At 53.2% G+C, this 24,760-nt stretch carries 22 protein-coding genes and 1 pseudogene; 11 read left to right on the forward strand and 12 right to left on the reverse strand.

What is annotated here, in order from left to right:
- The first annotated feature begins 822 nt into the window (after window positions 1-822).
- Together EL645_RS27145 and clpB are read left to right on the forward strand one after the other, a co-directional pair.
- Entirely contained in the window at window positions 823-2,790 is a 1,968-nt protein-coding gene (locus EL645_RS27145; RefSeq protein WP_126554493.1) for a DUF505 domain-containing protein, read from the forward strand.
- 33 nt (window positions 2,791-2,823) lie between these two features.
- Window positions 2,824-5,438, forward strand: a pseudogene (clpB, locus tag EL645_RS44585) (ATP-dependent chaperone ClpB).
- Here the strand turns inward: clpB and EL645_RS46255 are convergent.
- Complete coding sequence (locus tag EL645_RS46255) at window positions 5,435-6,169, reverse strand: BON domain-containing protein (RefSeq protein ID WP_443090044.1); 735 nt, start codon at window positions 6,167-6,169, stop codon at window positions 5,435-5,437. The pseudogene clpB and the gene EL645_RS46255 overlap by 4 nt on opposite strands.
- Before the next feature lie 527 nt (window positions 6,170-6,696).
- Here EL645_RS46255 and EL645_RS43200 point away from each other — a divergent pair.
- Window positions 6,697-6,837 carry a response regulator gene (locus EL645_RS43200; protein ID WP_246035596.1) on the forward strand — a complete coding sequence of 47 codons (141 nt, stop codon included), beginning with the start codon at window positions 6,697-6,699 and terminating at the stop codon, window positions 6,835-6,837.
- 5 nt (window positions 6,838-6,842) lie between these two features.
- The gene (locus tag EL645_RS27160; RefSeq protein WP_246035597.1) at window positions 6,843-8,357 is read left to right on the forward strand and encodes an FAD-dependent oxidoreductase; all 1,515 of its coding nucleotides are present in this window, start codon (window positions 6,843-6,845) and stop codon (window positions 8,355-8,357) included.
- Window positions 8,358-8,379: 22 nt separating this feature from the next.
- Here the strand turns inward: EL645_RS27160 and EL645_RS27165 are convergent, their stop codons facing one another.
- The 6 genes from EL645_RS27165 to EL645_RS27180 form a co-directional block, all read right to left on the reverse strand.
- Window positions 8,380-9,021 (reverse strand): pentapeptide repeat-containing protein, encoded by a 642-nt coding sequence (locus EL645_RS27165; RefSeq protein WP_246035598.1) that lies wholly within the window; start codon window positions 9,019-9,021, stop codon window positions 8,380-8,382.
- 383 nt (window positions 9,022-9,404) lie between these two features.
- On the reverse strand, window positions 9,405-11,264 hold the full coding sequence (locus tag EL645_RS27170; RefSeq protein ID WP_126554495.1) for an ABC transporter ATP-binding protein: 1,860 nt from the start codon (window positions 11,262-11,264) through the stop codon (window positions 9,405-9,407).
- Window positions 11,265-11,268: 4 nt separating this feature from the next.
- A complete protein-coding gene (locus EL645_RS41450) occupies window positions 11,269-11,616 on the reverse strand; it encodes an ABC transporter permease subunit (RefSeq protein ID WP_218032084.1) in 348 nt (115 codons plus the stop codon).
- A gap of 8 nt (window positions 11,617-11,624) precedes the next feature.
- Window positions 11,625-11,864 carry a hypothetical protein gene (locus EL645_RS41455; RefSeq protein ID WP_218032085.1) on the reverse strand — a complete coding sequence of 80 codons (240 nt, stop codon included), beginning with the start codon at window positions 11,862-11,864 and terminating at the stop codon, window positions 11,625-11,627.
- Window positions 11,816-12,256 (reverse strand): hypothetical protein, encoded by a 441-nt coding sequence (locus EL645_RS41460; protein ID WP_218032086.1) that lies wholly within the window; start codon window positions 12,254-12,256, stop codon window positions 11,816-11,818. Before EL645_RS41460 ends, EL645_RS41455 begins: the two co-directional genes overlap by 49 nt.
- Window positions 12,178-12,474 carry an ABC transporter permease subunit gene (locus EL645_RS27180; RefSeq protein ID WP_246035599.1) on the reverse strand — a complete coding sequence of 99 codons (297 nt, stop codon included), beginning with the start codon at window positions 12,472-12,474 and terminating at the stop codon, window positions 12,178-12,180. The genes EL645_RS41460 and EL645_RS27180 overlap by 79 nt, the downstream gene beginning before the upstream one ends.
- Before the next feature lie 31 nt (window positions 12,475-12,505).
- Here EL645_RS27180 and EL645_RS27185 point away from each other — a divergent pair, with 31 nt between their 5' ends.
- Window positions 12,506-13,261 carry a hypothetical protein gene (locus tag EL645_RS27185; protein ID WP_170207741.1) on the forward strand — a complete coding sequence of 252 codons (756 nt, stop codon included), beginning with the start codon at window positions 12,506-12,508 and terminating at the stop codon, window positions 13,259-13,261.
- 187 nt (window positions 13,262-13,448) lie between these two features.
- Here the strand turns inward: EL645_RS27185 and EL645_RS27190 are convergent, their stop codons facing one another.
- Complete coding sequence (locus EL645_RS27190) at window positions 13,449-14,789, reverse strand: glycoside hydrolase family 3 protein (protein ID WP_126554499.1); 1,341 nt, start codon at window positions 14,787-14,789, stop codon at window positions 13,449-13,451.
- 867 nt (window positions 14,790-15,656) lie between these two features.
- Between EL645_RS27190 and EL645_RS27195 the strand changes: the two genes are divergently transcribed.
- The 3 genes from EL645_RS27195 (at window position 15,657) to EL645_RS27205 (ending at window position 18,164) form a co-directional block, all read left to right on the forward strand.
- Window positions 15,657-16,712: a cytochrome P450 gene (locus EL645_RS27195; RefSeq protein WP_218032087.1), complete on the forward strand. Its 1,056-nt coding sequence runs from the start codon at window positions 15,657-15,659 to the stop codon at window positions 16,710-16,712.
- Window positions 16,713-17,291: 579 nt separating this feature from the next.
- Window positions 17,292-17,543: a hypothetical protein gene (locus EL645_RS27200; RefSeq protein WP_126554502.1), complete on the forward strand. Its 252-nt coding sequence runs from the start codon at window positions 17,292-17,294 to the stop codon at window positions 17,541-17,543.
- Window positions 17,544-17,573: 30 nt separating this feature from the next.
- Window positions 17,574-18,164, forward strand: coding sequence for a trypsin-like serine peptidase (locus tag EL645_RS27205; RefSeq protein ID WP_126554504.1), 591 nt, complete (start codon window positions 17,574-17,576; stop codon window positions 18,162-18,164).
- A gap of 463 nt (window positions 18,165-18,627) precedes the next feature.
- Here the strand turns inward: EL645_RS27205 and EL645_RS27210 are convergent, their stop codons facing one another.
- Window positions 18,628-18,984 (reverse strand): hypothetical protein, encoded by a 357-nt coding sequence (locus tag EL645_RS27210; protein ID WP_126554506.1) that lies wholly within the window; start codon window positions 18,982-18,984, stop codon window positions 18,628-18,630.
- Window positions 18,985-19,599: 615 nt separating this feature from the next.
- Between EL645_RS27210 and EL645_RS27215 the strand changes: the two genes are divergently transcribed.
- Together EL645_RS27215 and EL645_RS27220 are read left to right on the forward strand one after the other, a co-directional pair.
- Entirely contained in the window at window positions 19,600-20,034 is a 435-nt protein-coding gene (locus tag EL645_RS27215; RefSeq protein ID WP_126554508.1) for a hypothetical protein, read from the forward strand.
- Window positions 19,995-21,038 (forward strand): transposase, encoded by a 1,044-nt coding sequence (locus tag EL645_RS27220; protein ID WP_136625302.1) that lies wholly within the window; start codon window positions 19,995-19,997, stop codon window positions 21,036-21,038. The genes EL645_RS27215 and EL645_RS27220 overlap by 40 nt, the downstream gene beginning before the upstream one ends.
- 134 nt (window positions 21,039-21,172) lie before the next feature.
- Here EL645_RS27220 and EL645_RS39625 read toward each other — a convergent pair whose 3' ends face one another.
- Together EL645_RS39625 and EL645_RS27225 are read right to left on the reverse strand one after the other, a co-directional pair.
- A complete protein-coding gene (locus tag EL645_RS39625) occupies window positions 21,173-21,313 on the reverse strand; it encodes a hypothetical protein (protein WP_161977746.1) in 141 nt (46 codons plus the stop codon).
- 239 nt (window positions 21,314-21,552) lie between these two features.
- Window positions 21,553-22,122, reverse strand: coding sequence for a hypothetical protein (locus tag EL645_RS27225; protein WP_126554512.1), 570 nt, complete (start codon window positions 22,120-22,122; stop codon window positions 21,553-21,555).
- Window positions 22,123-22,715: 593 nt separating this feature from the next.
- Here EL645_RS27225 and EL645_RS27230 point away from each other — a divergent pair.
- A complete protein-coding gene (locus EL645_RS27230; RefSeq protein ID WP_126554514.1) occupies window positions 22,716-23,150 on the forward strand; it encodes a hypothetical protein in 435 nt (144 codons plus the stop codon).
- 275 nt (window positions 23,151-23,425) lie between these two features.
- Here EL645_RS27230 and EL645_RS27235 read toward each other — a convergent pair whose 3' ends face one another.
- Window positions 23,426-24,673 carry a YncE family protein gene (locus tag EL645_RS27235; protein ID WP_126554516.1) on the reverse strand — a complete coding sequence of 416 codons (1,248 nt, stop codon included), beginning with the start codon at window positions 24,671-24,673 and terminating at the stop codon, window positions 23,426-23,428.
- Window positions 24,674-24,760: the final 87 nt, after the last annotated feature.

Below are 24,760 nucleotides of genomic sequence, written 5' to 3' on the forward strand. Positions count from 1 at the left end.
CGTTTCATAAGAACCACGTTTGGAGAAAAGGAGATGTGACATCTCTTGCGTACGAGGGGATGACTTTTCATCTCCTTTTAAAGACCTTGTCTACACCGGCTCCACTGACCACTCCTTGTATGCCTTGCAGCACATACTACATCCAACGCATATTCACCTGCCAGGTTGATGTCTCTGCGCTAAATAGTCGAGTTTCTTCTCAATCTCTGCGTTTCTTCGTATAGGGTAGGAGTACTTGGTGGTGAGAAGTCGTTTCCCCATAGTGTTCTACATTAAATAGTTTAGAAGCTATGCTATTTATAAGGAATTATGGGTTTGCAGGCCAGAACGCTTAATTGTTTTATTTGTGTTACTGCTGGCAATAATTTATAGAGAAATTTCACTTTTTTATGCTATCTTTCATATGATGACGTGAACTGGATAATAGTAGAGTATAAGCGAATATTGATCAGCCAATTGATGCAGGTCTTAGTCTGAGAAACTATAAAGGCGACCATTGTTGCCCTCTTGTTTTCAATGCATTGTTGTGATGCAAGTTCCCTCTCATAAGACCCTCAATGACAAAAGCTACATGCAGTGTTCACGATTGCTTTTTCATAGCTTGTTGGTTGGCACGATTGAAGTGCCATACAACAACGTAGGTGACTCGATCAACACACTTTTTTTATATGCAGAGGACCTCTGTGCAAGGGGTCAGGGTCGGCACACTGATGGCTGGGAAATTCCAGGCAGGCATGCCGATCCTCCTGCACATCTCTTTTTAGCGATACTAACCACAAATAGACAAAAGTGTATTCCGATGTTCAAGAAAGGAGGAACGATATGCTTTTAACTACCGCACATCTCATTGCTCTGCGTACTCTTTCAGACAGTGAGATCGCCGGACATACTGCATATGTTCCCGAAGAGTCCGATGACCAAAACCACATATACCGTGAACTTGAGTTGCAAGGACTGGCAGTACTTGTGCCACCGCGGGCCTACCAGATAACATTTACAGGCCATGAAGCTCTTGGCATTTTCGATGGCATGCAGAAATCCTCGAGCATCCCTCCAATTGACCAGTTAAAAAAAGATTGGCGCTTGCTCGGTTCTGACATTCAAGCCGCCCTCCACGCCGCTGCGCAAAACAAAATGCACGTCGGTCCCCTGACAGAAGATGTATTGAACACCCGTGGCATGACCGAAAAAAAGCATGACACATTGGAAAAACGTACATTTACTAACCTGAACACATTTGGTGAAGCATGGGAAGATTTTGATCAGCGCCATCATCCACTACTAGAGATTAATCAAGATCTGGCTAATGGTATGCGCCATATGCATCCCAGTTATACGGCCAGGCCAGACCTGACTCTATCAGCCGAGCATCTCTCTCTCCTTGAAGCAATGGATCTGCTTACCTGGTCGTCTCCTGATAGGACAACATATGCGCTCACAACGCTAGGACAGGCTGCATATGAGGCCGTGCTCAAAGAAGGATATCCCGTACTGGATGAAGTGCTGAATAAAGCAATTATGACAGTACTGGCACAGTTTATCGATCAAGGGCGAGACGCTCTTACTCCAGAACAGCTGTTTAACCTGCAGATGCTGGGCTACGTTGATGGGGAAGAAAAAATAACAGCCGCCGGACAGGCTGCCATGAGAGCCTATTCATTGCTCCAACAGGAGGTGGAAGAGCCCTCGCGGACCTTCGCGATCACCGAACCCGAACTCGAGCTCTTAGCCACGCTGCACTCTATTAGTGATCCTTCTTCCACCAGGCCTCAGCCTCCGCCCGATAAACAAGCTCTGCATAAAATCTTTGTCGATCGGATGGTACAACACTACCAGCAATTTATTGGCCGTTACGGGCGGGATTTTAAGGGCAAACTCGCTAAGAAACAACGGGCGGTAGCGATGCTTGAGCAATTAAAAGATCACGATAAATGGTTCAATACTTTTTGGGATCTGGACGAGCTGCTGGTGAGTTTAGCGGCCTTTGACCTTGTACGTCCCGAACGGATGGATCAAAAAACTGTCTACATCATCACACCAAATGGTCAGAGGATCGTAGAGGCCGTGGGTCGAGGCACAAATGATATCTCAGCGACGGGCGTCAAAGTCTTAACAAGCGCGATCACCAGGCTGCATAGTCCAGCTGACTTATGGGTTGAACAGGCACGTGACGAAGGCTTGATCGGCACCAAAGGAGGTATCACGAAAGAGGGACATTTGTTTGCTGACCTCGCAGAGCATTGTACACGTTTACCTGCGTTAACCCGCGATGAAGCCGAAATGCTAAAAAATCTGCCCCAGATAATTAATGATATCGCTCCTCCTGCCGAAAAGAAAACACAGCAGGATGAGGAGAAACAACGTTGGGCGCTGGAAAAAATTGAAGCACGCGGCTTTATTGAATGCCTGGTCGATGGACAGATTGTACGTACACCAATAGGTCAGCTGCTGGCCAAAGCGATAAGCGGGGCAATGCACCTTGGACACCCGGTAACGCCGAGCATTGTGCGCCTGGTGGCCGCGATCAGACAGGTAGGAACACTTTACGTAAAGGAACGCAAGGTCCGCATCGTACCTGAAAATTGGGCTGAGGTAGAACGTCTGACGGGCCTTGGACCACAAGAATTCAAGGAAGCGCGACACGTCGCCCGTATGGGCCAATACATCGGAGATGTCACCATCACTGAAGCTGGTTTAGATCTTCTGATGGTCATGGATCAACTCAATAAACAAATAGAAACGAGCAGCGCTGAATCAGTGCCTTCATCAGGTGGCACACTGACCGTTTAAGTGGCGAAGTAGGCCAAGGAGATAAGAAAAGCGATGAATATCGAGCATTTTACAGAAAAATCACGGGAAGCGGTGAGCTCGGCAGCACAGATTGCGCGCGAGCATAATCATAATCAGGTCGAAGTAGAACATATGCTGGCCGCGCTACTGGCTCAAGAGGGCGGTGTCGTACAGCAGGTCATCGAGAAAGCCGGCGGTAACCTGGCAGCTGCACAGAAAGCCATCAATGAAGAGCTAGAACGTATGCCAAAGGTGTATGGTGGCAGTGAGCCAAGCATCTCTCCTCGCCTGCGCAAACTGCTAGAAGATGCCTGGAATGAGATGAACACCTTCCACGACGAGTATCTCAGTGTTGAGCATCTATTGCTGGCGATGTTCAATATTAAAGATGGCGCAGTGCCACGTGTGTTACAGGCGGCGGGACTGACACGAGACAATGTACTCCAGGCCCTCACTTCTATCAGAGGCGCGCAGCGTGTCACCGATCAAAATCCTGAAGGCAAGTACGAAGCACTGGAGAAATATGGCCGCAATCTGACCGCGCTGGCCCAGCAGGGAAAGCTTGATCCGGTCATTGGCCGCGACGAAGAGATCCGTCGCGTCATCCAGGTACTCAGCCGGCGTACGAAAAATAATCCTGTCCTCATTGGAGAACCCGGTGTTGGCAAGACGGCAATCGTCGAAGGTCTGGCTCTGCGCATCGTGCGTGGAGACGTGCCCAAGACCCTGGCTAATAAGCAGATCATCGCACTGGATCTGAGCGCTCTGGTGGCCGGCGCCAAGTATCGCGGCGAGTTTGAGGATCGTCTGAAGGCTGTCCTCAAAGAGGTAACCAGCTCCGAGGGCAATATCATCCTCTTTATTGACGAGTTGCATACCCTGGTCGGGGCGGGCGCGGCAGAGGGCGCGATGGACGCCTCAAATATGCTGAAACCGATGCTGGCACGTGGAGAACTACACTGCATCGGTGCCACCACCCTGGATGAATATCGCAAATATATTGAAAAGGACGCCGCTCTGGAGCGCCGCTTCCAGCCTATTATTGTTGAGCCACCTTCGGTTGAAGATACGATCAGTATTTTGCGCGGACTGAAACAGCGCTATGAGATCCATCACGGAGTACGCATTACCGATAGCGCCATCGTCGCGGCGGCCGTGCTTTCAGATCGCTATATTACCGATCGCTTCCTTCCAGATAAGGCGATCGATCTCATCGATGAGGCCGCCAGTCGGTTACGCGTGGAGCTGGACAGTACGCCAACCGAGATCGATGCGCTAGATCGCCGCATCCGTCAGCTTCAGGTGGAGCTCGAGGCGCTCAAGAAAGAGACCGATGAGGCCAGTAAGGAGCGTCTGGCCGGCGTCAAGCAGGAAATCGCGACCCTGCAAGAGCAACTGGATGCGCTGGAGCAGGCTTTTGAGCGTGAACGCGCTCCAGTTGAGGCAATCCAACGCCTGACCAAAGAACTGGAACAGGCCCAGGTTGAGCTGGAGAAAGCCGAACGTGAATATAACTTTGAGAAGGCAGCCGAGCTTCGCCATAGCACGATCCCGAAACTGGAACAAAAGATCGCCGAGACCGAAGCCCTGTTAGCCAACATCAAGGATAAGCGTCTACTCAAAGAAGAGGTTGATGCCGAAGATATCGCCGAGGTGGTCGCCAAGTGGACACATATCCCAATCTCCAAACTGATGGAGGGTGAGATTGAGAAGCTGGTGCATATGGAGGATCGCCTGCGTCAACGCGTGGTAGGACAGGATCAAGCGATAAAAGCGGTTTCAGATGCCATTCGTCGCGCGCGCGCGGGCTTGCAAGACCCCAATCGTCCACTCGCCAGTTTCCTCTTCCTGGGCCCCACGGGTGTAGGTAAGACAGAACTGGCACGCGCGCTGGCGGAATTCCTGTTTGACGATGAGCGCGCCATTATCCGCATCGACATGTCCGAGTATATGGAGAAACATAGTGTATCGCGCCTGATAGGAGCTCCCCGGGATACGTTGGCTACGAGGAGGGCGGTCAGCTCACGGAAGCCGTGCGCCGTCGACCCTATAGCGTGGTGCTGTTCGATGAAATCGAGAAGGCGGCTCCAGAAGTGTTCAATACACTGCTGCAGCTGCTTGATGACGGCCGGCTGACCGATGGACAGGGACGCACCGTTGATTTCAAGAATACAGTCATTATTATGACCAGTAATGTGGGGGCAGACTGGCTCAAGGATCTCGAAGGACTGGATGAAGATGAGGTTCAACGCCGAGTGCGTCAACGCTTGCGTGAAGAGGGCTTCCGCCCCGAGTTCATCAATCGTATCGATGAAATCGTTGTCTTCCATCCGATCAAGCGTGAGCAAATGAAGGATATTGTCATGATCCAGATCAATCGCTTACGTCCGCGGCTGGCTGAACGTAACATCACGCTAGAACTTACTGACGCCGCTCTGGATCTATTAGCAGAGATAGGCTACGATCCTCAATTTGGGGCTCGTTCACTCAAGCGGGTAATCCAGCGCGAAATCGAAAATCGTATTGCCAGCGATATCCTTAATGGCACCATTCACGATGGCGATACCATTAAGATCGATGCCAAAGACGGTAAAATTGTGATTGAGCCGATAAAAACTCAAGCACAGCAAGCCACCTACTCACACTAATAAAAAAAGGGACCATGGGTGTCCATCCCATGGTCCCTTTTTTGCAAACTTACCAAATTAAGGAGGGAACACAACGGAGATATCATTTTCAACCTCGGTAACCCCGGGCAATGACCATGCCGTCTCCTCTGCCGCTCTCTTTTCCGCGTAAGCATGAACGATCCCACGCAAAATGACCTTACTCCCCTGAACCTCAACCGTAATTTGCCTGGCATCGGTCTCCGCGTTACGGATGAGCGCTTGCTCAATTTTCTTCTTGATATCTGTTGGCAGAGGCTGCTCTTTAACAATAAGTCGATTGGAAACGCCACGTACCCGGAGATATGGCTTACAGCACGTTCGGCGTCTATCTTTTGCAGGATATTATCTACCTCACCATCAAGTGTTACCCAGCCCTGATTCACCGTCACTTTGATTTTACCGGCCGGGATATCTGCTTCCCACTTGAGGGCATTGAGAACCGCGGCTGCCAGATCGGCATCTGTACGTTCAGCAAACGCCGGCAAGCGTACCTCGATATCATTGGCAACCGCCAGTACCCCGCGCACACGATGGGCGGCAGATTCTGCGGCTACTTTTTGCGAATAAGACTCAACCCAACCAGTCAACGTGACGATACCATTCTTGACAATAACACCAATGTCGTTGGGACGCACCCTGGAGTCCCATCGTAATTCGGCCAGCACATCTTCCTGGATATCTTCATCGGTGCGAGTGCTAACAGTAGTCATAAGGTTGTCCTTTGCTAGGAATGCATATAATCAAGCGCTTTCTGTGTAGTTGAGCCTGATTGATCCTGCATGCCTTGAAGCGGTAACAAAAATCTACAGTGTTTAGCTTCTGTAATAGACATCCAATTGTGTACCTACTAAGACCGACTGCTCTACCTGGCAGTTCGTCTCATTCCCAGCAAATGCGTTTTGACTCCTGGAACGTTACAATTGAATTCTTTATTATCGAGGGTACAACGTATTTACCACTATGTCAAGTATTTACACTATCACATCTATATATAATAAAACAAGAGCTTTTATTTTTTCATCATGAGTTAATATCAAATTCACATAAATATTTGACAAAAGAGCGAGTGTGAATGTAAGATTGGGATGACATTTGTACAAGCTCTGCCATATTGTGCCAGTGCGCTTGCTCCGAATATAGCGCAAAGCTCCAAAAAGGAAACGACTTATTTCGCAATGCTTTTTAATGCGTCGTTCTACTGAGGCCCGAGATCTTCATACTATCGCTGCCGGAGGCCATGATGGAGAAGCCCGCCATTGTCATTGTCGATGATACACCTGAAATTGTGCAACAACTTAAGCACGATCTGGAACAGAAATATAGCGACCGTTTTCGCATCATCGCGGCGCAATCAAGTCAACAGGCGCTGGACATTTAAAAAAAATGGGAGTATTTAATGAACCTGTAGCCCTGTTGATAGCAGACGAACAGATGCCCGAATTAAGTGGATCGGATCTGTTGAGGGTGTCGCGGGAGCTGTTTCCGCAGGCCAAACGCATCCTGTTGATTTCCTATACGGATACACACGCGGCGATTCACGAGATCAATGAGGGGCGCATCGATTATTATATTGTCAAACCCTGGGACCCGCCGGAGCAGTGCCTGTATCCAGCCCTGGACGATATCCTGACCGGCTGGTTGATCACCTACGATCCATCATTGACACCGCTGCGCGTCATTGATCATCGTTGGTCTCCAAAACTATACGAAATCGGCCGTTTTCTGGCACGCAACCAGGTGCCTTACCAATGGCTAGATATCGAAAACAGGCCAGATGCTTTGCGTCTGCTAGAGCACCTGAACTTGAATCAGAGAAAATTGCCGGTCGTGATCTTTCCCGACGGGTCCTATCTGGTTAATCCCGAGCTACTACAGATTGCGGATAAGCTTAAGCTTAAAACACATGCGGAGAAACCCTTTTATGACCTTATTATCGTCGGCTCAGGGCCAGCCGGGCTGGCGGCCGCTGTCTATGGTGCATCCGAAGGATTATCAGCGCTCCTGGTAGAGCGCGAGGCCCCTGGCGGTCAGGCGGGCTTGAGCTCACGCATCGAAAATTATCTGGGTTTTCCTACCGGATTAAGCGGGGGTGAACTGGCGCGCCGCGCGGTAGTCCAGGCAGAGCGCTTTGGCGCGGAAATAGTTACCCCACAAAAAGCTTGCAGAATCAAGGTCAATGGGCAGTATCGCTCCGTTATCATGCAAGACAAGTCAGAAGTACACTGCCACACGCTTCTGCTCGCCTGCGGCGTCTCCTATCGCCAGTTAGATGTTCCTGGCATATCCTCTCTTGTCGGCGCGGGCGTCTATTACGGCGCTTCCGTTTCCGAGGCCATACTTTGTAAAAATGAAGATGTCTACATCGTCGGCGGGGCAAATTCAGCCGGGCAGGCGGCTATTTATTTTTCAAAATATGCACGCAGCGTCACCATGCTGGTGCGTGCCGATTCGCTAGCAAAGGATATGTCCTGGTACCTGATCAACCAGATCAACCACACCCCAAACATTATAGTGAAGACGAACACCCGTGTAGTCGCGGTACATGGAAAGCACCATCTGGAAAGTATTACCATTGTCAATGATCAGTCGCAAGAGGAACAGACGCTGCCCGCGACTTCTTTGTTCATTTTTATCGGCGCCGAACCGTACACAGACTGGTTGAAAAGGACGATCAAATGCGATGAGAAAGGCTTCATCCTGACTGGCCCCGATCTAATGAGTGCAGAGCATCATAAACCTGAACACTGGCAACTTGAGCGCGATCCCTTCTACCTGGAAACCAGCGTACCAGGCATCTTTGCCGCCGGAGATGTACGACATGGCTCAATCAAACGCGTCGCGGCCAGTGTTGGAGAAGGCTCCATGGCGGTGCTGCTGATCCATCGCTACCTGGGATAGGTTAATCCTTGCTATTAACAATTCATTGATGGATAGATCCATCAGGCATGATTGTGCCTTTGAGAGACCTGGCTTCTAGAAGTTGCCTGGTTGTCACATTCGTTGCCATGAAGTTGATCCCATCAAGATTGGCACCCCACAGGTCAGCATTACTAAGATCAGCATTACTAAGATCAGCTCCCCGCAAATCAATATTACGAAAACTCATGCCACTGAGATCGGCCTGACTTAAATCGATGATATGAATAAGGTCAGATTCTTGCAGAAACTTGAAGATGATTTCTTTACGGGCTGGATCTAACAACCGTAATACCGTCCATGTACGAGCACGCGCGACGGCACGCACCTCTGTATTCGCGTTTGATTCACGCAGGTTCTTGTTGAGTAAGAGGGCCGCCATAGTATCCAGGTATTGATGAAGCGCAGATTCCTGGGCTTGTTGGGTACTGATCCACGCGGTCCCAATACCCACAACAACAGGAATAGCCAGAACTCCAAGGACATTGAGCCAATCCCAAAGGGTCTTGCCTTTAAATCCGGTCCAATCAAGTTGATAACCGGTCATGAGTAATACAATAATCCCTATCAGTATGAGCGTGGCAACAGCATAGGCTATCCAATGCCGGTGTATGTGATACCATGCACGCCCGGATGAAGCTTTCACAATATCCTTCCTTTCCACTATATATGAAGTAGAAAAGGTTAGAAAAGATCAACAATTTGGTTGTACATCTTCTGACTTCTAATAAAGAACACGTTTGATCGGAAGTGAAAGTATGCCATGCACAGTAGCCCGAACTGCTATCTTGCCTCATGGAGAATGGCAATGTGAGTGGAAATCCACGCCGAGAAAGGTACAGCGTTCAAAGGTAGTTTTTCGCAGGTCGGTAGAGTTGAATTTGACGGCAAAACTTTGGCGGATGTTTTTGCTCTTCTGGTCGGTGGCAAACTTGGATCTCACCTTCCTGAACAAGAACGGCAAGCATGTACGTATGATCCTCGCGGTTGTTTCCGCCGCGCGGCGGAAACAACCGTGAAGGTCGTAAGCTACAGGGATTGGCTGTCAGCCAGGCTCTCAAGTTTGGGGATGGCCTCCAGCAGGAGCCGCGTGTATTCATCAGATGGATGGCGAATGACGTTCTGGGCCGTTCCCTGTTCCACCACCTTACCATGATGAAGCACCAGTATCTCATCCGAGAGGAGACGGGCGCTCAAGAGGTCGTGGGTGATATAGAGCATGGCAATCCGGCGCTCACGCACCAGCTTGTCGAGCAATTGCAGGATCTCCGCTCGTATCGATACATCCAGCATCGAGATCGGTTCGTCCGCGATAATGATATCGGGATCAGGGGCCAGGGCTCGCGCCACGACGACACGCTGTCGCTGTCCACCCGATAGCTGGTGGGGACGCTTGTTCTCAAACTGCTCCGCCGGTGACAGCCCCACCGTCTCTAGCAGGTCGCGTACCTGCTGGCGCGCCCGCGCAGCGTTGACCCTCCCATAGTTCAACAGGGGACGCATCAAGAGATATTGGATCGTGTGGGCTGGATTCAGGGCGGAAAATGGGTCCTGAAACACATACTGCACGTGCTTGCGATAATCATGCAGCGCTCTACCACGTACATTGTTCACCTGCGTCTTGCCAAACCAGATGCTGCCGCTGCTCGGATGCTCGGTGCCGGTAATCAGGCGAGCGATGGTCGTTTTGCCGCTACCGCTCTGGCCCACCAATCCAGTCACATGGCCCGCGCGCAGATTGAATGAGACATCGTCGACCGCGACCACAGAGGACTTCTTGAAGCCTATCCTTCGCTGGTATACTTTACCGATATTCTCGACGCGCAGCACCTCGTCTCCCTCTAGCTTGAGCGCCTTATGCGATGTGGCCTCGGAAAAGGCGGCATCCTTCAACTTTGGTCCATCCGCCAGACCTCGATCACGCACCTCTTCTCGCGACTCCCACTGCATCTGAGCAACATGACAGGCGGCCTTACCGTCCCACATCTGCACCAGCTTTGGCGCGCTCTGCCTGCAGATCTGGATCGCTTCGGGGCAGCGAGGGGCGTAAGGACAGGCTTTGGGTGGCCTGGTCAGGTCGGGTGGACGGCCCGGGATGTAGCTGATCGCCACATCTTCGGCTGCCGGGTCGGCGTATGAACCGAGCAGACCATGGGTATATGGGTGAATAGGATGCTTTAACATGCCGCTCTTCGGCGCGTCCTCGACCACTTCTCCCGCGTACATTACCAGTATCCGATCGGATACCTCCAGCACGGTCCCCAGGTCATGACTGATAAACAGGACCGCGAAACCCTGCTGGCGCTGCAGCTCGCGCAGGTTCTGGATAATCTCCTTCTGCACCAGCACGTCCAGACCAGTGGTTGGTTCATCGAGCAGCACGAACCTGGGTTTGAGGGCCAGAGCAACCCTCTGCTTCATACCACCTGATAATTCGTGCGGATAGAAGCGCATAAACGAAGGGTCAATCTTGACCATCTGCAGCAGCTCGGCCGTACGTTCGCGGATCTGCTCGTTGCTCAGGTCAGATTTTTCTTTCATAACGTCCCGGAACTGTGCCTCGATCCTCGTTACAGGATTCAAGGAGTTCATGCTGCTCTGGAACACAGTAGAGAAGTCTCGCCAGCGCATCTGGCGCAGTTCCTCCTCGGATATGCTGGTCAGATCCTTCCCTTCGAAGCGCACGTTGCCGGCCGTGATACGTCCCGGCGGCAACAGCAACTGCAAGATGGCGTTGCCCAGGGTGGACTTGCCACTACCCGATTCGCCAACCAGTCCCACAAACTCGCCAGCTTTGAGCTCAAAACTGACGTTGCGCACCGCGAACAGAGGCGGTCGCTGCTTGGTGGCATAGGTAACGTCGAGATTTTCGACTTCAAGCAGGGCCATAATCTTACTCCTCTCGTAACTGCGGATTGCTCAGCGCGTCGACGCCGAAGTTGATCAACATCAGGCAGCTGGTGATGGCCGCCAGTGCCAGGCCAGGGGCGACAAGCCAGGCCCACTGTCCGGTAACCATGGCACCACCGTTGTTGGCCCAGTACAGCATCATGCCCCAGCTGATCGTGTTTGGATCGCCAACGCCCAGGAACTCCAGGCCGGCTTCGGCCCCGATCGCTCCGATCGCCGCGCCAATGTAGCTCAGTACCGTGAGCGAGAGCATGTTTGGCATGATCTCACGGAAGACGATACGCAGGGTTCCATCACCGGCAAACTGGGCGGAGGTAATGTAGTCACGCACGCGGAGCGTCAAGACCTGCGATCGCTTGAAGCGCGCCCCCAGGCCCAACCAGTAAAACCGATGACCAGGATGATGATCGTTGGGCCTTTCACAGGTGAATAGGCGGCCACGGTAACCATTAGTGGCAGGGCTGGCACTACCAGGCCAAGGTTGATGACAAACGACAGGATCTCGTCGACGATGCCGCCTACATAGCCGGCTACCATGCCGATGAACAGGGCAATGATCGTGGCCAGACCACCACCCACAGCCCCCACAAGTAGGGATGTGCGTGTGCCGTAGATGAGCTGCGAGTATACGTCCTGTCCCGCCTGGGTCGTGCCCAGCCAGTGTTGCGCGCTCGGCCCTGGGAGGGTCCAAAGCTGATATCCCGGGGATCATATGGTGCAATCTGTTGGGCGAAGATCGCCACCACGATAAAGAAGACGAGCATCATCAGCCCGATGCGTGCCTTACAATTACTCCATAACACCTCAAACCAGTCTGGCATGCGACGTTGCCGAGCTTTCTGCGCCGTAGCGTTTTCATCTTGCGCCGATTCTTCGATAGCTACATCTGAATCTACAGCATTGAAGCCCAGCGTGGGAGTAAGCCCTTCTTCCTCCACCGTCTCTGGGCGTTTGTGATTTTGCATATCCATTTAGCGTCCCCCTTTCGTACCCGCGGATCAAGCCAACCAACCACGAAATCGGCGAGCAGGTTGGCCAGGAGCATGCCCACAATAGTAAACAGAAGAATGGTCTGCATCAATGGATAGTCACGATTGCCAACCGCTTCGAAAAAGAGGCGCCCCATGCCAGGATAGTCAAATATTTCTTCGACAATGACCACACCACCCATAATGCCGCCGAGTGACATAGCGAAGCCGGTCACGTTGGGGAGAATGGAGGTGCCACTGTTCGATATGGAGGGGAAGCCAGACAATACACTCGCCGAGGCGCTGGGTCTGACACCGGCTGGCGAGCGCCATGCAAGTGGCTCCTATTTCCTCGCCTTGAACACCGAGGGCTGGTTAGCACCGCACGCCGAGGTAAGCACCCACTACGCCCAGTTCTTGCATGCAAGCCGAGGCGAGATACTCCTGAAGGCCGCAACCACCGGAGAGTCCTGTGGCTTCGACATCCAACTCGCAGCGGGTCGCGCCGTGATTATCTCGGGCGCCTATCCCAGCGATATCTCCCTGTTCCGCACGATTCTGGAGAAACTTGGAGCCAGGGCCGGACTGGTTCATGATTGCGAAGATGACGGCCTCTTCATGACCACCTCTGCTACAGAAAGCGGTGAGAGGCTCCTGCATATCCTGAACCTTGACGGTTTTGAGAAGGAGTTCCATATCAGCGAGCATGGGCAGCCACTGTTTGAGGGTCGCTTGCTACACCTGCGCGGCAGGGAGGGCATGATGCTGCCGTTGAACCTGTCCCTCGACGATACGCGCATCGCCTATTCCACGGCCGAACTGATAGCGACCGCTACGAAAACCATCCAGGTCCACCTGACGCAGCCCCAGGACATCATCGCTTTCACAGGTCCGCGCAACGTTGTTCCAGGTCACGATTACGATGTGGAGCGGCACGGAACTCTACAACTGGTTATTGCTCGCAAACCAGCTGTACTTGATGATCAGCTCACCATTCACTTCGAATAATAAGGAGGGCAGTTTTATCGACGGACGGAATACCAGTTCCATACAAATAGATGACCTGTGTATCAAAGAGGCTCGTCGAGCCTTGTGGGAAGCGGGAGTCTAAGACGCCCTGGCGGATGGACTCTACAGCGATGCTCCCTATTTATCATGGAAGGGAGCATCACCATAGAGGAGGATAATCGAGGCGCTACGACAGCGAGATAAGGCCCATTCTCGCTTTGAGGGCGAGGATGCGCTGCACCGACTGGTTCAGGCGATCCTGCGAGATACGCCCCGATTGCACGGCCGAGGTAACGGCATTGACGACTGCCGCCAGGCGATCAGGTGCCATCGGACATTCAACGATGTCATTACCCGCGAGAATAGCCTGGACAGTTGCCTCGGCGATCGCCTGCGAGGGATCGCTATATCCCTGCTTTTGCATGGACTGGAGCAGCCCTCCTGCCTCCATCTGGTCAGTAACGACGACACCCTGATAGCCCAGCTGGCCGCGCAGCACCTGGTTTATCAGTACCGGAGAGAGAGAAGCCGGTTTGCTTGAGTCATACGCGGGGACCATGACGTGCGTTGTCATGATCATTCCAGGTTGATGCGACAACAGGGCGCGAAACGGTGCGAAGTCAGTGGAATTGAGCTGAGACTGGCTGTGCGTGATGGTCGCCAAACTATTGTCGGGATTGGCCGAAGCCGAGCCGAGGCCGGGCCAGTGCTTCAGCGTTCCCTGTACGCCGTTCTGCTGTAAGCCATCCAGAAATGCTCCGGCATACTTAATGACGTCGCCTGGTGTCGAACCAAACATCCGGCTCTGGCCTATGGCGCCACCTTGATAGACATCAACCAGGGGGGCGAAATTGGCGTTGATGCCATTGGCCAGCAAGCGCTGGGCATCTTGACGCGCCTGGGCATACACTTGTTGTGTATTACCTGTCGCAGCCAGGCTGCCGGGCGAAGGCGTGGAGCCGTAATACGGGGCAAGCCGATCAACGGTTCCCCCCTCATCGTCTGTCGCTACAATCAACCGCTGGTTGGCGTGTGCCTGAAGATCATGACCCAGTTGAGCCAATCCGCTCTGGGTACTCGGCATGAGTGCCCCACCGTACTGGGTAAAGATAATAACGTTGGCGATATCCCATTGTTGCAACGGCTGATTCAACGCGGAATTATAGCCGTTGGTATAGACGGGCAGCATGAGCAACTGACCAATCTTTTGCGTCTGTGTCATGTGGTCGATATACGCATTGATACTCTGGTTCTGCCCGCTAACCTGATTGGCCAGGGGAGCATATGTCGATGATGAGGGTTGCGGTGATTGCGTAGAAGCTGATTGATGAGCATGAACAGCGCCCACAGCAGGAGACATTGGCTGCTCGGACGTATTTGAGATACGCCATGTCTGCCCAATCGCAAAAATGCAGGCGATGTATACCGCAAGGACCAGAAACATGGCCCTGAACAGGATACGCTTTAAGCCGCTACCTGGAACCCCTGATTGCTGTTGGTTATGCTCTAATGGAGAAGGATACATCATAAAGGAAGCCTTTCGTCTCCGGAAATCATGGTCTTTATCTCTACCTCTACTACTTGTTTCGCTTTACAATGAGGGCGCAGATATTCGTTACCCTCAATACAGGGGTACAAGCACAATCTCACCGGTTCGCCTGTAGCGAACTCTTTCACATCTCAATAGAGATGTGTAGAAGATGAGGATATGCAATTTGTTCCCCGTTGAAGGGCAATGGGGGTAATGGGTCAGGATTAATGCGACGTTTATAGCCACGCTGTCTCGCGCAAGGAGACAGGTACATTACTGAGGTCCTACAGGGTCGGAATTTTCGGCATCCCCTGCCTTGCTATCCGTCCAGGCACTACCGCTAGCAAGGCCATGCACGTGGTGTAAACGTGCTGGCAGCGCTAGCCGCATTACAGCCAGATTGACGATAGCGTATCAAGAGCCTGCTAGCGATGTTTCTCATTACAGGCAGGCTGCGTTTCCCACCATGATACCATACCAGAAACACATTGTCACTACTGTTACGCAATGGCGATTGGGTGGTCCCTCCTGGCGTCCATCATCCACCTCAGGAGTGAGAAGAACAGTGAGTACCTATCCAACCTGAAATCATCCCTGGGGTGGGTGACTTTACGCCCATCCTCTGTTACACTCTCTATGAGAAGATGCGAGAGCTGAGAAACAGGCGCTCGCATAACAAAGCCAGGAGAACATGTGAGATAGTCAACATGGAATGAAAGAGAGAAGCAGATGACAGATACTCCCTCCCTCCCTACGATGCCCTTTGCACAGCCAGCGCCGTTGGCCATTGCTCCTCTACTGCGAGCACTGCAGGCTGAGCGTCCAATTACCAGAGTTCGCACGCCGGCTGGCGATGAGGCGTGGTTGGTCACCCGGCATGCCGAGGTAAAAGCGCTCTTCTCTGATCGGCGGCTGGGACGGTCGCACCCGGACCCCGAGCACGCGCCACGGATCAGCAATGCCATCCTTCTAGGCGGCCCGATGGGCAATTACGACACAGAGCCAGCCGATCACGCCCAGATGCGCGCCCTGTTGACGCCCTTCTTCTCCGCGAAAAGGATGGCAGCCCTGCGCCCGCGCGTCGAGGAGATGGTGGACCAGTTCCTGGACGCGCTCGCCACCAGGACACCGCCAGCGGACCTGCACGAGGCGCTGTCGTTTCCCCTGCCGGTGCTGGTCATTTGTGAACTGCTGGGCGTCCCCTTTGCTGACCGCGAGCAGTTCCACCTCTGGTCCACCGATATGGCCGACCTGCACGACCGCGCTCGTGCCACTGCTTCTATGAACAGCCTCAACACCTATATGAGGGAACTGGTGGAGCGCAAGCGAGCACAGCCGGAAGACGACGTACTCTCTGGCCTGTGTGCCGTCGGGAATGGCACCCTCTCCAATGAACAGATCGCCGGGTTGGGTGCCGGACTGCTCTTCGCCGGACACGAGACGACGGTCGTGCGCATCGACATCGGCACGCTCCTCTTTCTGACGCACCCGGACCAGCGCCAGGCTCTGCTGAGCGATCCCGAGCTGGTCACTACCGCCGTCGAGGAAATCCTGCGCCTCTCCAATACCGGCTCCAGCGCGCTGCCACGATACGCGCGTGAGGCCATTGAGATCAGCAACGTGACCATCCAGCCTGGTGAGGCCGTGTTGCTAAGCGCAGGCGCGGCAAACCGCGACGAGCGCGTCTTTGGCGAACCCGACAGCTTTGCCATCAAGCGGCAGTCCAATCCACACCTCACCTTTGGCTACGGCTCCCATTTTTGCATCGGAGCCCCACTGGCCCGCATCGAACTCCAGGCCGTGTTCGCCCGCCTCCTGTCCCGCTTTCCCACCCTCCGCCTCGCGATCCCCCTGGAGGACATCCGGTTCCGCAACCACGTGTTGACCGGCGGGCTGTTTGAGCTACCGGTCATATGGTGAGTATGCGGGACGCCCGGATACGATGGTAATACGCTGTTAGCAGTTCCATCACCGCTGAGTCCATATCTTGCGCAGTACTATGCGCATCAGGAGTAGGCGCATATAGCTGTTGCACCAGGGATCCATAAACACTGCCTGGCTATCGTTTTATAGTAATGAAAAGAAGCTAGCTGGTAATACAAAGTTCGATCATCCTTCATGGCACAATCATATGTAACGTAGTATAAGTGCTCGCGAATCACCATCCCCTGTGTGGGGGATTCGGATGGAGATCACGAACAAGCGATACGATGTCCATTCTTTCAGGTATGGAGTGTGTATGGTGGGCGGCCGCGGCCACCCACCATACACACTCCACACACTCCCAACCCGGCGCCGCAGGCCCCAAAGAGGAACATAAAAAAAACCTGCGAAGTAACAAAAATAGGCTTCTTAAAATCAGTAATTGCTGATATAATTAGCTAGAATGAAGTATATTTCTGTCTTCGAACAAAAAGCTGTTCTTGGACGCAACTGTCGGGATAGTCTGCATACGCATTCTACCCACAAGTATCCATCTTCACGAAAGAAGGAAGCATTATGTCCCAATTCCGTAGATTCATCCAGGTATCCCTGATTGGCACAGTTTTTCTTTGCTTCCTGGCCGCCTGGAGACGCTCTGCCAAATCAAGGGCGGCAGGCACTATCATAAAGCATCCTGTGGCTACTCCGGCTAATGATGTCCTTCAGTATTGGACCGCCGACAAAATGCGCCATGCGAAAGCCACCAACCTACCAAAGACCGATGCTCTTGAGCGAGGTAAACAACATCCACCTACGCCTCGTCCATAGCGGACTTGATGAAAGCGGGTAAATGATAGCATGTCACAACGACCTGGACGCATCCATCCATTTCTGGTTGATAGGATCTTTCTGAGCACACTGGCCTGTGCCTACGTAGTGTATCTGATGGCATTTGGACATGTTCTCTATCTCTGGATGTTCGCACCCTCAAATCCCATCACAGAACATCAAATAGATATGACCTCTAATATCGCTATTCAGTATTGGACGGTGGCGAACATGCGCAATGCCATTGACGATAATCAACAAAACGGCGACGTCTCCAGCCTGACCCGGGAAAGAGGTACAGTCACAGGCCAGGGCAAAGCATCGCTACAACAGGGACAACCTCCCAGCGATGAGAGTCTTTCTTATCCCCTCTCGACAGTAGGAAAGGTCTTTTTTACTAACGCCGCCGGCCAAAACATGTCTTGCAGTGGTACTGCCGTCACCAGCCCTAACAGCAGCGTTGTCGATACTGCGGGTCACTGTTTCTACCAGCATGGCGATTGGATGCAAAATGTACTCTTCTGTCCTCAGTATGATAATGGTAATACACCGTATGGTTGCTGGGCCGCTCGCGATCTGGAGATCCCTTCCGACTGGCTAAACGCTCAGCACACAATATGACACCACGCAGCACCATACCCGCCCTCGGCCCGCCCACGCCTATCAACAATGCCGCGTCACCTCCATCCACAAACGCCTTACCCACGATACCGAGCAGTTCTGCCTGAACCTCACCATCACCCTGCTCCCCCTTCATCTGCTCCCCCTGCCCCTGACGCCTCCTCCCGATGACATCACGTATTCCTGAAAAAGGCAGCGACGCGTCAAATTGAAAACGAGTTGAGGGCGGATGGGGCAATGCTGAAACATGGCAGGCTCATCCGTACCATTTTCAGGTCACCCTGTTCACCCCCATCTCCACTTTTTACAGGTCCAAGACAGGTCCAAGACAGGTCCAAGACAGGTCAACACACACACCCCTCAGCTATACTCCTGCACAGGTAGGTCCCTTTTTCTCGACCTACCAGGAGAAAAAATATGCGCACACTCTTTTTACCCACAAAAAATACACGTGAAGGAGAAATCAACCTATGCTATCTGAGATCAACCGCGACCACACACCACACACCCCAATCCACCACAAAGGGACCTCTGCCACCAGCGCATGGATGCGGAAACAGCTGCGACTCTTTCTGCTTGCATTCCCTCTGATAGGAACACTGATCTTTTGTACGTCGCCAGCCACTTTTGCCGCAATCCAAGATGCTATCTCGCCCGTCCCACGCAACATCTGCTCCAGTAATGACCCTCCCCGAGGCTGGGTCATTACGAATGTGTTCACCAATTGGGGGAGTTGTTCGGGTGGCCCCTTTACCACCAATAATGTTATGACTGTTGCGCCACCACCAACCCGCCCACCTGGGTGTGCTCCTTCTCCCATATTCCAGATTCTACTGTTGTCACCCAAGAAGCACACCGCTTCTTCTCTGATGACAGGAAAAATCTCATTCCATTCACATGCGGCGAGGATCTTTTTAATCTAAGTGCTATTACCATACAAGGACTACCAAATATACAAGTACTACCAAAAATAAATGCCCTCTTACTTACCCCCATCCAGGGGTCTGACGCCCCGCCGAACATTACCGTCTGTTCTGAGTCCCCTATCCCGGTTGGATGGGTTGTCACCAGCGACATTACCCTGTCCCAACATCCCGAGGCTGCTCTTTCCTGTCCTCTTTCATCGTACCTTCATCGGGATGCAACTGTCCAAAAAATCCTGACGCATGTTACGGGTAAGGCACTGGTCATGTGCGCAGATTCTCCGCTCCCTCTTGGCTATACGGTCACTGACGCAAATGTGGACCGTCAGGAATGCACACAAGATAAGGGAACCTCTCATCGTATTGTCCCACAACAACATCCTTAGCCATGACCCGAAGCAAAGTTTTGGAACATCTGATCTGAGAGCCAACAAGAGACAAAAAGCAACCTCGTGAGGTAGACTGAGAAAAAATCAAAAACCACGACTCAGTTCCATCAGGAGGTTGTCTTTATGTACTCTCAGTATGCCACATGGTCTCAAGGAAATGTTTCAGAGCAGCAAGAAAGTCAGCAGTGGGCTCAGTCCTTAGAAACGTTTCTTGCTCCTCATTGCGAGCGGCTTGATGCGTATCTGGATCGACGTCTGGTTGGCACGGTCTCCACCCTCATTGCAACCCTCATTGCAACCATCATTCAAGCCCGCGTCCCCTTGACACTGACAGCATTGGGCAGTGACCTCTGCGGGCCCGATCACGCTGATGCAGGCACCCAGCGCATTCATCGTCTGCTTCAGCAGAAGCGCTGGAGCCCCGAGGTGCTGGCAGAGAGCATCTGGCAGCAGGCCGATCAGCACTGTCAGCGTTTGGTCGCCAAGGGGAGACGCCCGTCTGTATCTGGGACAGCAGTGTGCTCGAAAAGCCAGAGAGCGAGAAGTTGGAAGGCTTAGGCTCGGTCCGCTCCAGTCGGGTCAAACGTCTGGCCCGCAGTCGCCAAGGCGTCTTTAACCCTTCGGCCGGCAAGCCCGTGAGCGTGCGTGGATTTGAATGGGAAAGCCTCATCCTGGTAGGTCGTGATGGCATTCCTCAGGTGGCAGCGATGGAATGGTGGGGACGCGTCAAAGGAGTCAGTGGGCAACAACGCCAGCGGCAACATGCCTTGTTACGCCAGGTCTCAGCCCATTGGGGGCGTCAGGTACGCCAGGTCTTTGATCGTGGCTACAACGGCGGTCGCTGGTTATGGGATCTGGATTTCTATGGAGCGCGCTTCGTGATGCGCTGGAAAAAAGGCAACAAACTGATCGACGAACAGGGACAAGAACGCAAAGCCTGGGAAATCGCGCGCGGCAAACGATCATGGAAGGACACCAAGTTGCTCTGGGATACACATACACGCGTCCATCGAAGCACGCGTGTGCTGGCGATTACGGTCCGACATCGGCAGTATCGAGGGCCACTGTGGTTGGTCGTGGTCCGACAAGGCAAAGGACGTGAACCGTGGTATCTGTTAACCAATGAGCCCGTGGAGACCCAAGAGCAGGCCTGGGACATCATGTTTTCATATGTTCGTCGCTGGAAAATTGAGGAATGCTTCAGATTTCAAAAAACGGAACTGCTCATGGAATCGCTGCGCGTGCGTGACTGGGAGCCACGTCGCAAATTGCTCTTGCTGGTGACCCTGGCCTATGGATTTCTGCTGTGGATCCTGAGGCCTTCGCTGATCCTCGAGCGGAGCCGATTGCTGGTTCGCTGGCAACAGCGAGCTGACTGGCGCCAGTGGCAGGCGAAGCTTTCGCTCTATCGCCTGCGCTGGGCGCTCAGCCAGCTCTGGGGGCGTTATCCCCCGTCATTCGCGGCATTCCAGCCCTATCGGGCTCACCACCACATCACCTGGCATCCTTGTACTATGCGGTGGTGGATGACTCTGTGGCATCGACTCGGATATCCGTTCTAAAACTTTGCTTTGGGTCATGCTGAGACTGGAACCCATCATGACAACCTGAAAACACTCCTTAGCCTTTACATGCATGCTGCATACACAGTGCAATGAAATACCTCTGCTTCTTATTCACCTTCCTCATCTGCTCCTCACCCATCTGTATGGTAAAAACCGTCTTTTTCTGGGTACTTTACACCCCGCAGTTGCTCCCATTCCTGGCGACGCAATCCACAACTCTTCAGCAACGATTCCCACATCGGTCGGGAAATAGGCACACATCGCTCGCTCATCGCGCGCTCCTTTCATTCTCGTTCTTCTTCTCGCTCGTATGCTCACAGTCACGCTCGCCGCCGTACGGCGACTCCTTCATGGCCAGTCAACAGGAGGCATCTCTTCTCCGGGCTATGCTTGTCATACCCCCCTGATACGTCTCACTCATCCCACAGAGTGCGTACGAACGCTCTACCCAGCAGGCGCATATTACCGCAGCCTCTCCACGCGCGTGGAGAGGCTGCGGTAATATGCGCCTTTAATGATCCGTATTACAAACCGAGGCGCTATACGTCGTGGACTCTTCATCGATATTGCCCTGTACGCACACCTGCGGTCCATCGGCCACCATGGGAGAGACCCCCAAGCGTTGATAGGCCGACAGGCCTGCATAGGCCTGGGTCCCCGTGAGCGCAATCGCCTGCATGTGCGCCTTCGCATTCCCCGACGCCTGAACAACCCCGAAGTAGCCAGCACACTTTTTCGAATGGAACAACGTCAGCGTGCCAAGCACCTTCCCCTGATCATCGGTAATCGGTGTCTGCGCCACTCCCGCGCCCAGAACAGGCTTACGATCAGGGATGGGAATGGCAACGGGTCCCTCGTAAATCCACCTGATCCACCTGATATCGTACACCCAATTCCAGCCTCCCGCATCATCCCAACAGTCCGCCACCCCCGACGGATCCTGACCCGTCACACTGGTGGTCGCCGGCGGCTCACTTTGCCGTACCGCCGCCCAGGCACCGCTAGGAAAATCAACACTGACCAGAATCGCCATCAGGGGAACTACTGCCAGCAACCATCGAAATGAAAACCGCTTCGGCATCTCACACCCTCATTTCTGTACAATGCGCATCAACGTATTTTAATGGGACACGCCCATTAAAAGAGGAAATGGTTCATTATTAGTGTCTTGTCTCCTTATCCACCAGCAAGACCATTCACTCGCTGGATCGTCTTACCACCGACTGATACATCAAAGGAGAAGTACACACTTCAATCGCTACGCTGCCAACGTATGGTCGTCGCGTTAGTTCATCTTTCCTGAGTGTATCTATCACTCCTGCTTCCCGCCTGAAACATCCTGGTAGTCCACCTGTAAGGAAACCTGTAAAAAAGCCTCTGTGCAGGCTTTTTTACAGGTTTCCTTACAGGTGGACTACCAGAAAAGGGAGTAGATACCAGAGAAGCAAGGGAGGATACAGGCCAGGTCACAAGCAGAGCAAAACCCAAAAACCCCACACTGACGCGCATACCACAACCCTGGCAAAGAAGCAAGAAATGAAGCGCACCTCCCACAAAATGAGGGGTTCATCGTCTTTTTTACAGGTCAAATCAGCCATCTCTCAGGTATACTGCTGTTGGGAGAGATCATACTGTACCGATACACAAAAATAAAAAAAAGAGAGGCGTATAGTAATGAACAGCAACCAAACACAAGAGAAACCGATCCACCACAAAGGCACCAGGAGTCCCCTCCAATGTGCCCATTGCCTTTTGATGTGGTATGGCACCTTTTCTCGCGATGACTGGTTGGGGAACGTAACCCTGTGTACCGCATGCCATAACGCGGCCTACAACTACGTCTTCTATCACCAGAATCTCCAGTTGCGCCAGGACACTCTCCCCCTCATTCACCAGGCGCTCCAGACATGGATTGCCGACGCGAACCAGAAACCCTTTCCACGTCCACCAGAGCAGCGCTTCCATCGCTCGGTCCCTGCCTGGATGCGCAACGCCATCCGTATCAGCAAAGTGACACCGAACGATGAACGCTGGTACCTCGTTGAGAGCCTGGGCGATACCGTCACCAGTGTTCAGACGTTCGAACACCCCCCAACTGTCCATCGCTGATCTCGTAGGTAACAGGGCACCTTCCATTCTCTCAGGCGCCCTGCTGTCTCATAGAAGAACCTGGTCCGCCTGTTGCTACACATCATACAGATCAAGCTTTATCCCAGAACAACAACTACCTAATGCAGGTTCAAGAAACCACTTGTGCAGGAAGGACAGACCGTTGCACCTTCATTCCAGCCCGAGCTAGAAGGGAAAAGAGCAACAAAAGAGGCTCCTGGTTTTCGAGGCTTGCCAAAGCATTTTCTCGTGTTGCCACTCCTCTCCAGACGCACTCACGGGAGCTTGGAAAGATCGATCAGTGAGAGCGTTGCCGAGGTATAGTTGGTCAGCAAAAGGGTCTGTCCATCCAGAGCCAACTCTCTGGGGAAACTTCCGACTGCGATCGTCCCGAGCAAAGCAGGATGCCCTGCGAGCGCTTGCTTCACATTGATAAGGGTCAGCGTTTGAGGAGAGCGGTTTCCGGCGAAGCGGTTGGAGTCCGCCACGATGAGCTCCGTATCCTGGCGAATCAAGGCTAGCCCCACCGGAGCAGGGCCGACGGCCAGGGAAGCAATGAAGGCATGTGCTGGGTCTGATCTGAGGAGGGAGGTGTTGAAAGCAAGGAGCGCGTTGCTGCCTCTGGCAGTAACCCAGGCCACATCTCCCGAGGCGGAGAGCGCCACCCGAACCGGGCTACATCCCGCCAGAACGCGTCCAACGACCGCATGAGAGGGATCATGCTCTGCGCGAGCGACATCCACGACGGTCAGGGTTCCGGGAAACTGAGAGGCAGTCCTCGATTCCGACAGGTTCTGGGTACTGAATTCGGTGGTCACATAGAGAAAGTGATTATCTGGTGAGAGCGCCAGGCCGACTGGGGCCAGGTCGAGAGGAACCCGTCCAATGGAGGCATGAGAAGAGACCCCCCTTGTTTGCACCTGTTGAAAATCGATGATGCTCAGTGTTTGTCCCGTCTCATCCGTGGCAAAGACATAGTGGTCATCTCGTGAGAGAGCCACTTCGACCGTTCCCGGATTGTTCCCATCGGAGATCAGGTGCAGGAGCGCACCAGAAGTGCCCGCTTCGACCCTGGCTGCATCGAGCACCGCCACTCCTTTGCCATCGGCAACGATGAGCTGCTGCTCGTCGCTTGTGAGAGCCAGGCCCGCAGGAGTACCGGGAAGAGGAATGATCTGGGCGAGTTTGAGAGATGGCCCCTCCTGGAGGAGCACCGCAATGCCGTTGTCCTGCGCCACAGAACTCTGCAGCGACACAAAAATCCAGCGTCCGTTGTTGGTCGCGATGCTGGCAAACGGGGAACCGGGCAGAGCGAACATGGTCTGCAAACCGGCTCGCGCGATCAGAGGAGCAGAGACAGCGGGCTGCCCGGTGCATGTGGGTGTGGGGGCTGCTGTTTGAGCAGTGACAGAGGGGCTGGCGGGAGAGCAGGCCGAGAGATTCCAGCAGATAAGCAGGCTCATCAGCAAAGAGGAGAGCAGCATCCGCTCTTCAGAGAGGAGCAGGCGTGCGCCGTGTGGCACTCTGGATAATCCTTCTATCCTCATGTCCTTGAACCTCCTTCTGGGAAAGAATATCCGATCATCACGTGTGCTGCGGGAAAAGGTATC

It is taken from the genome of Dictyobacter kobayashii (assembly GCF_003967555.1).
Taxonomy (GTDB): domain Bacteria; phylum Chloroflexota; class Ktedonobacteria; order Ktedonobacterales; family Ktedonobacteraceae; genus Dictyobacter; species Dictyobacter kobayashii.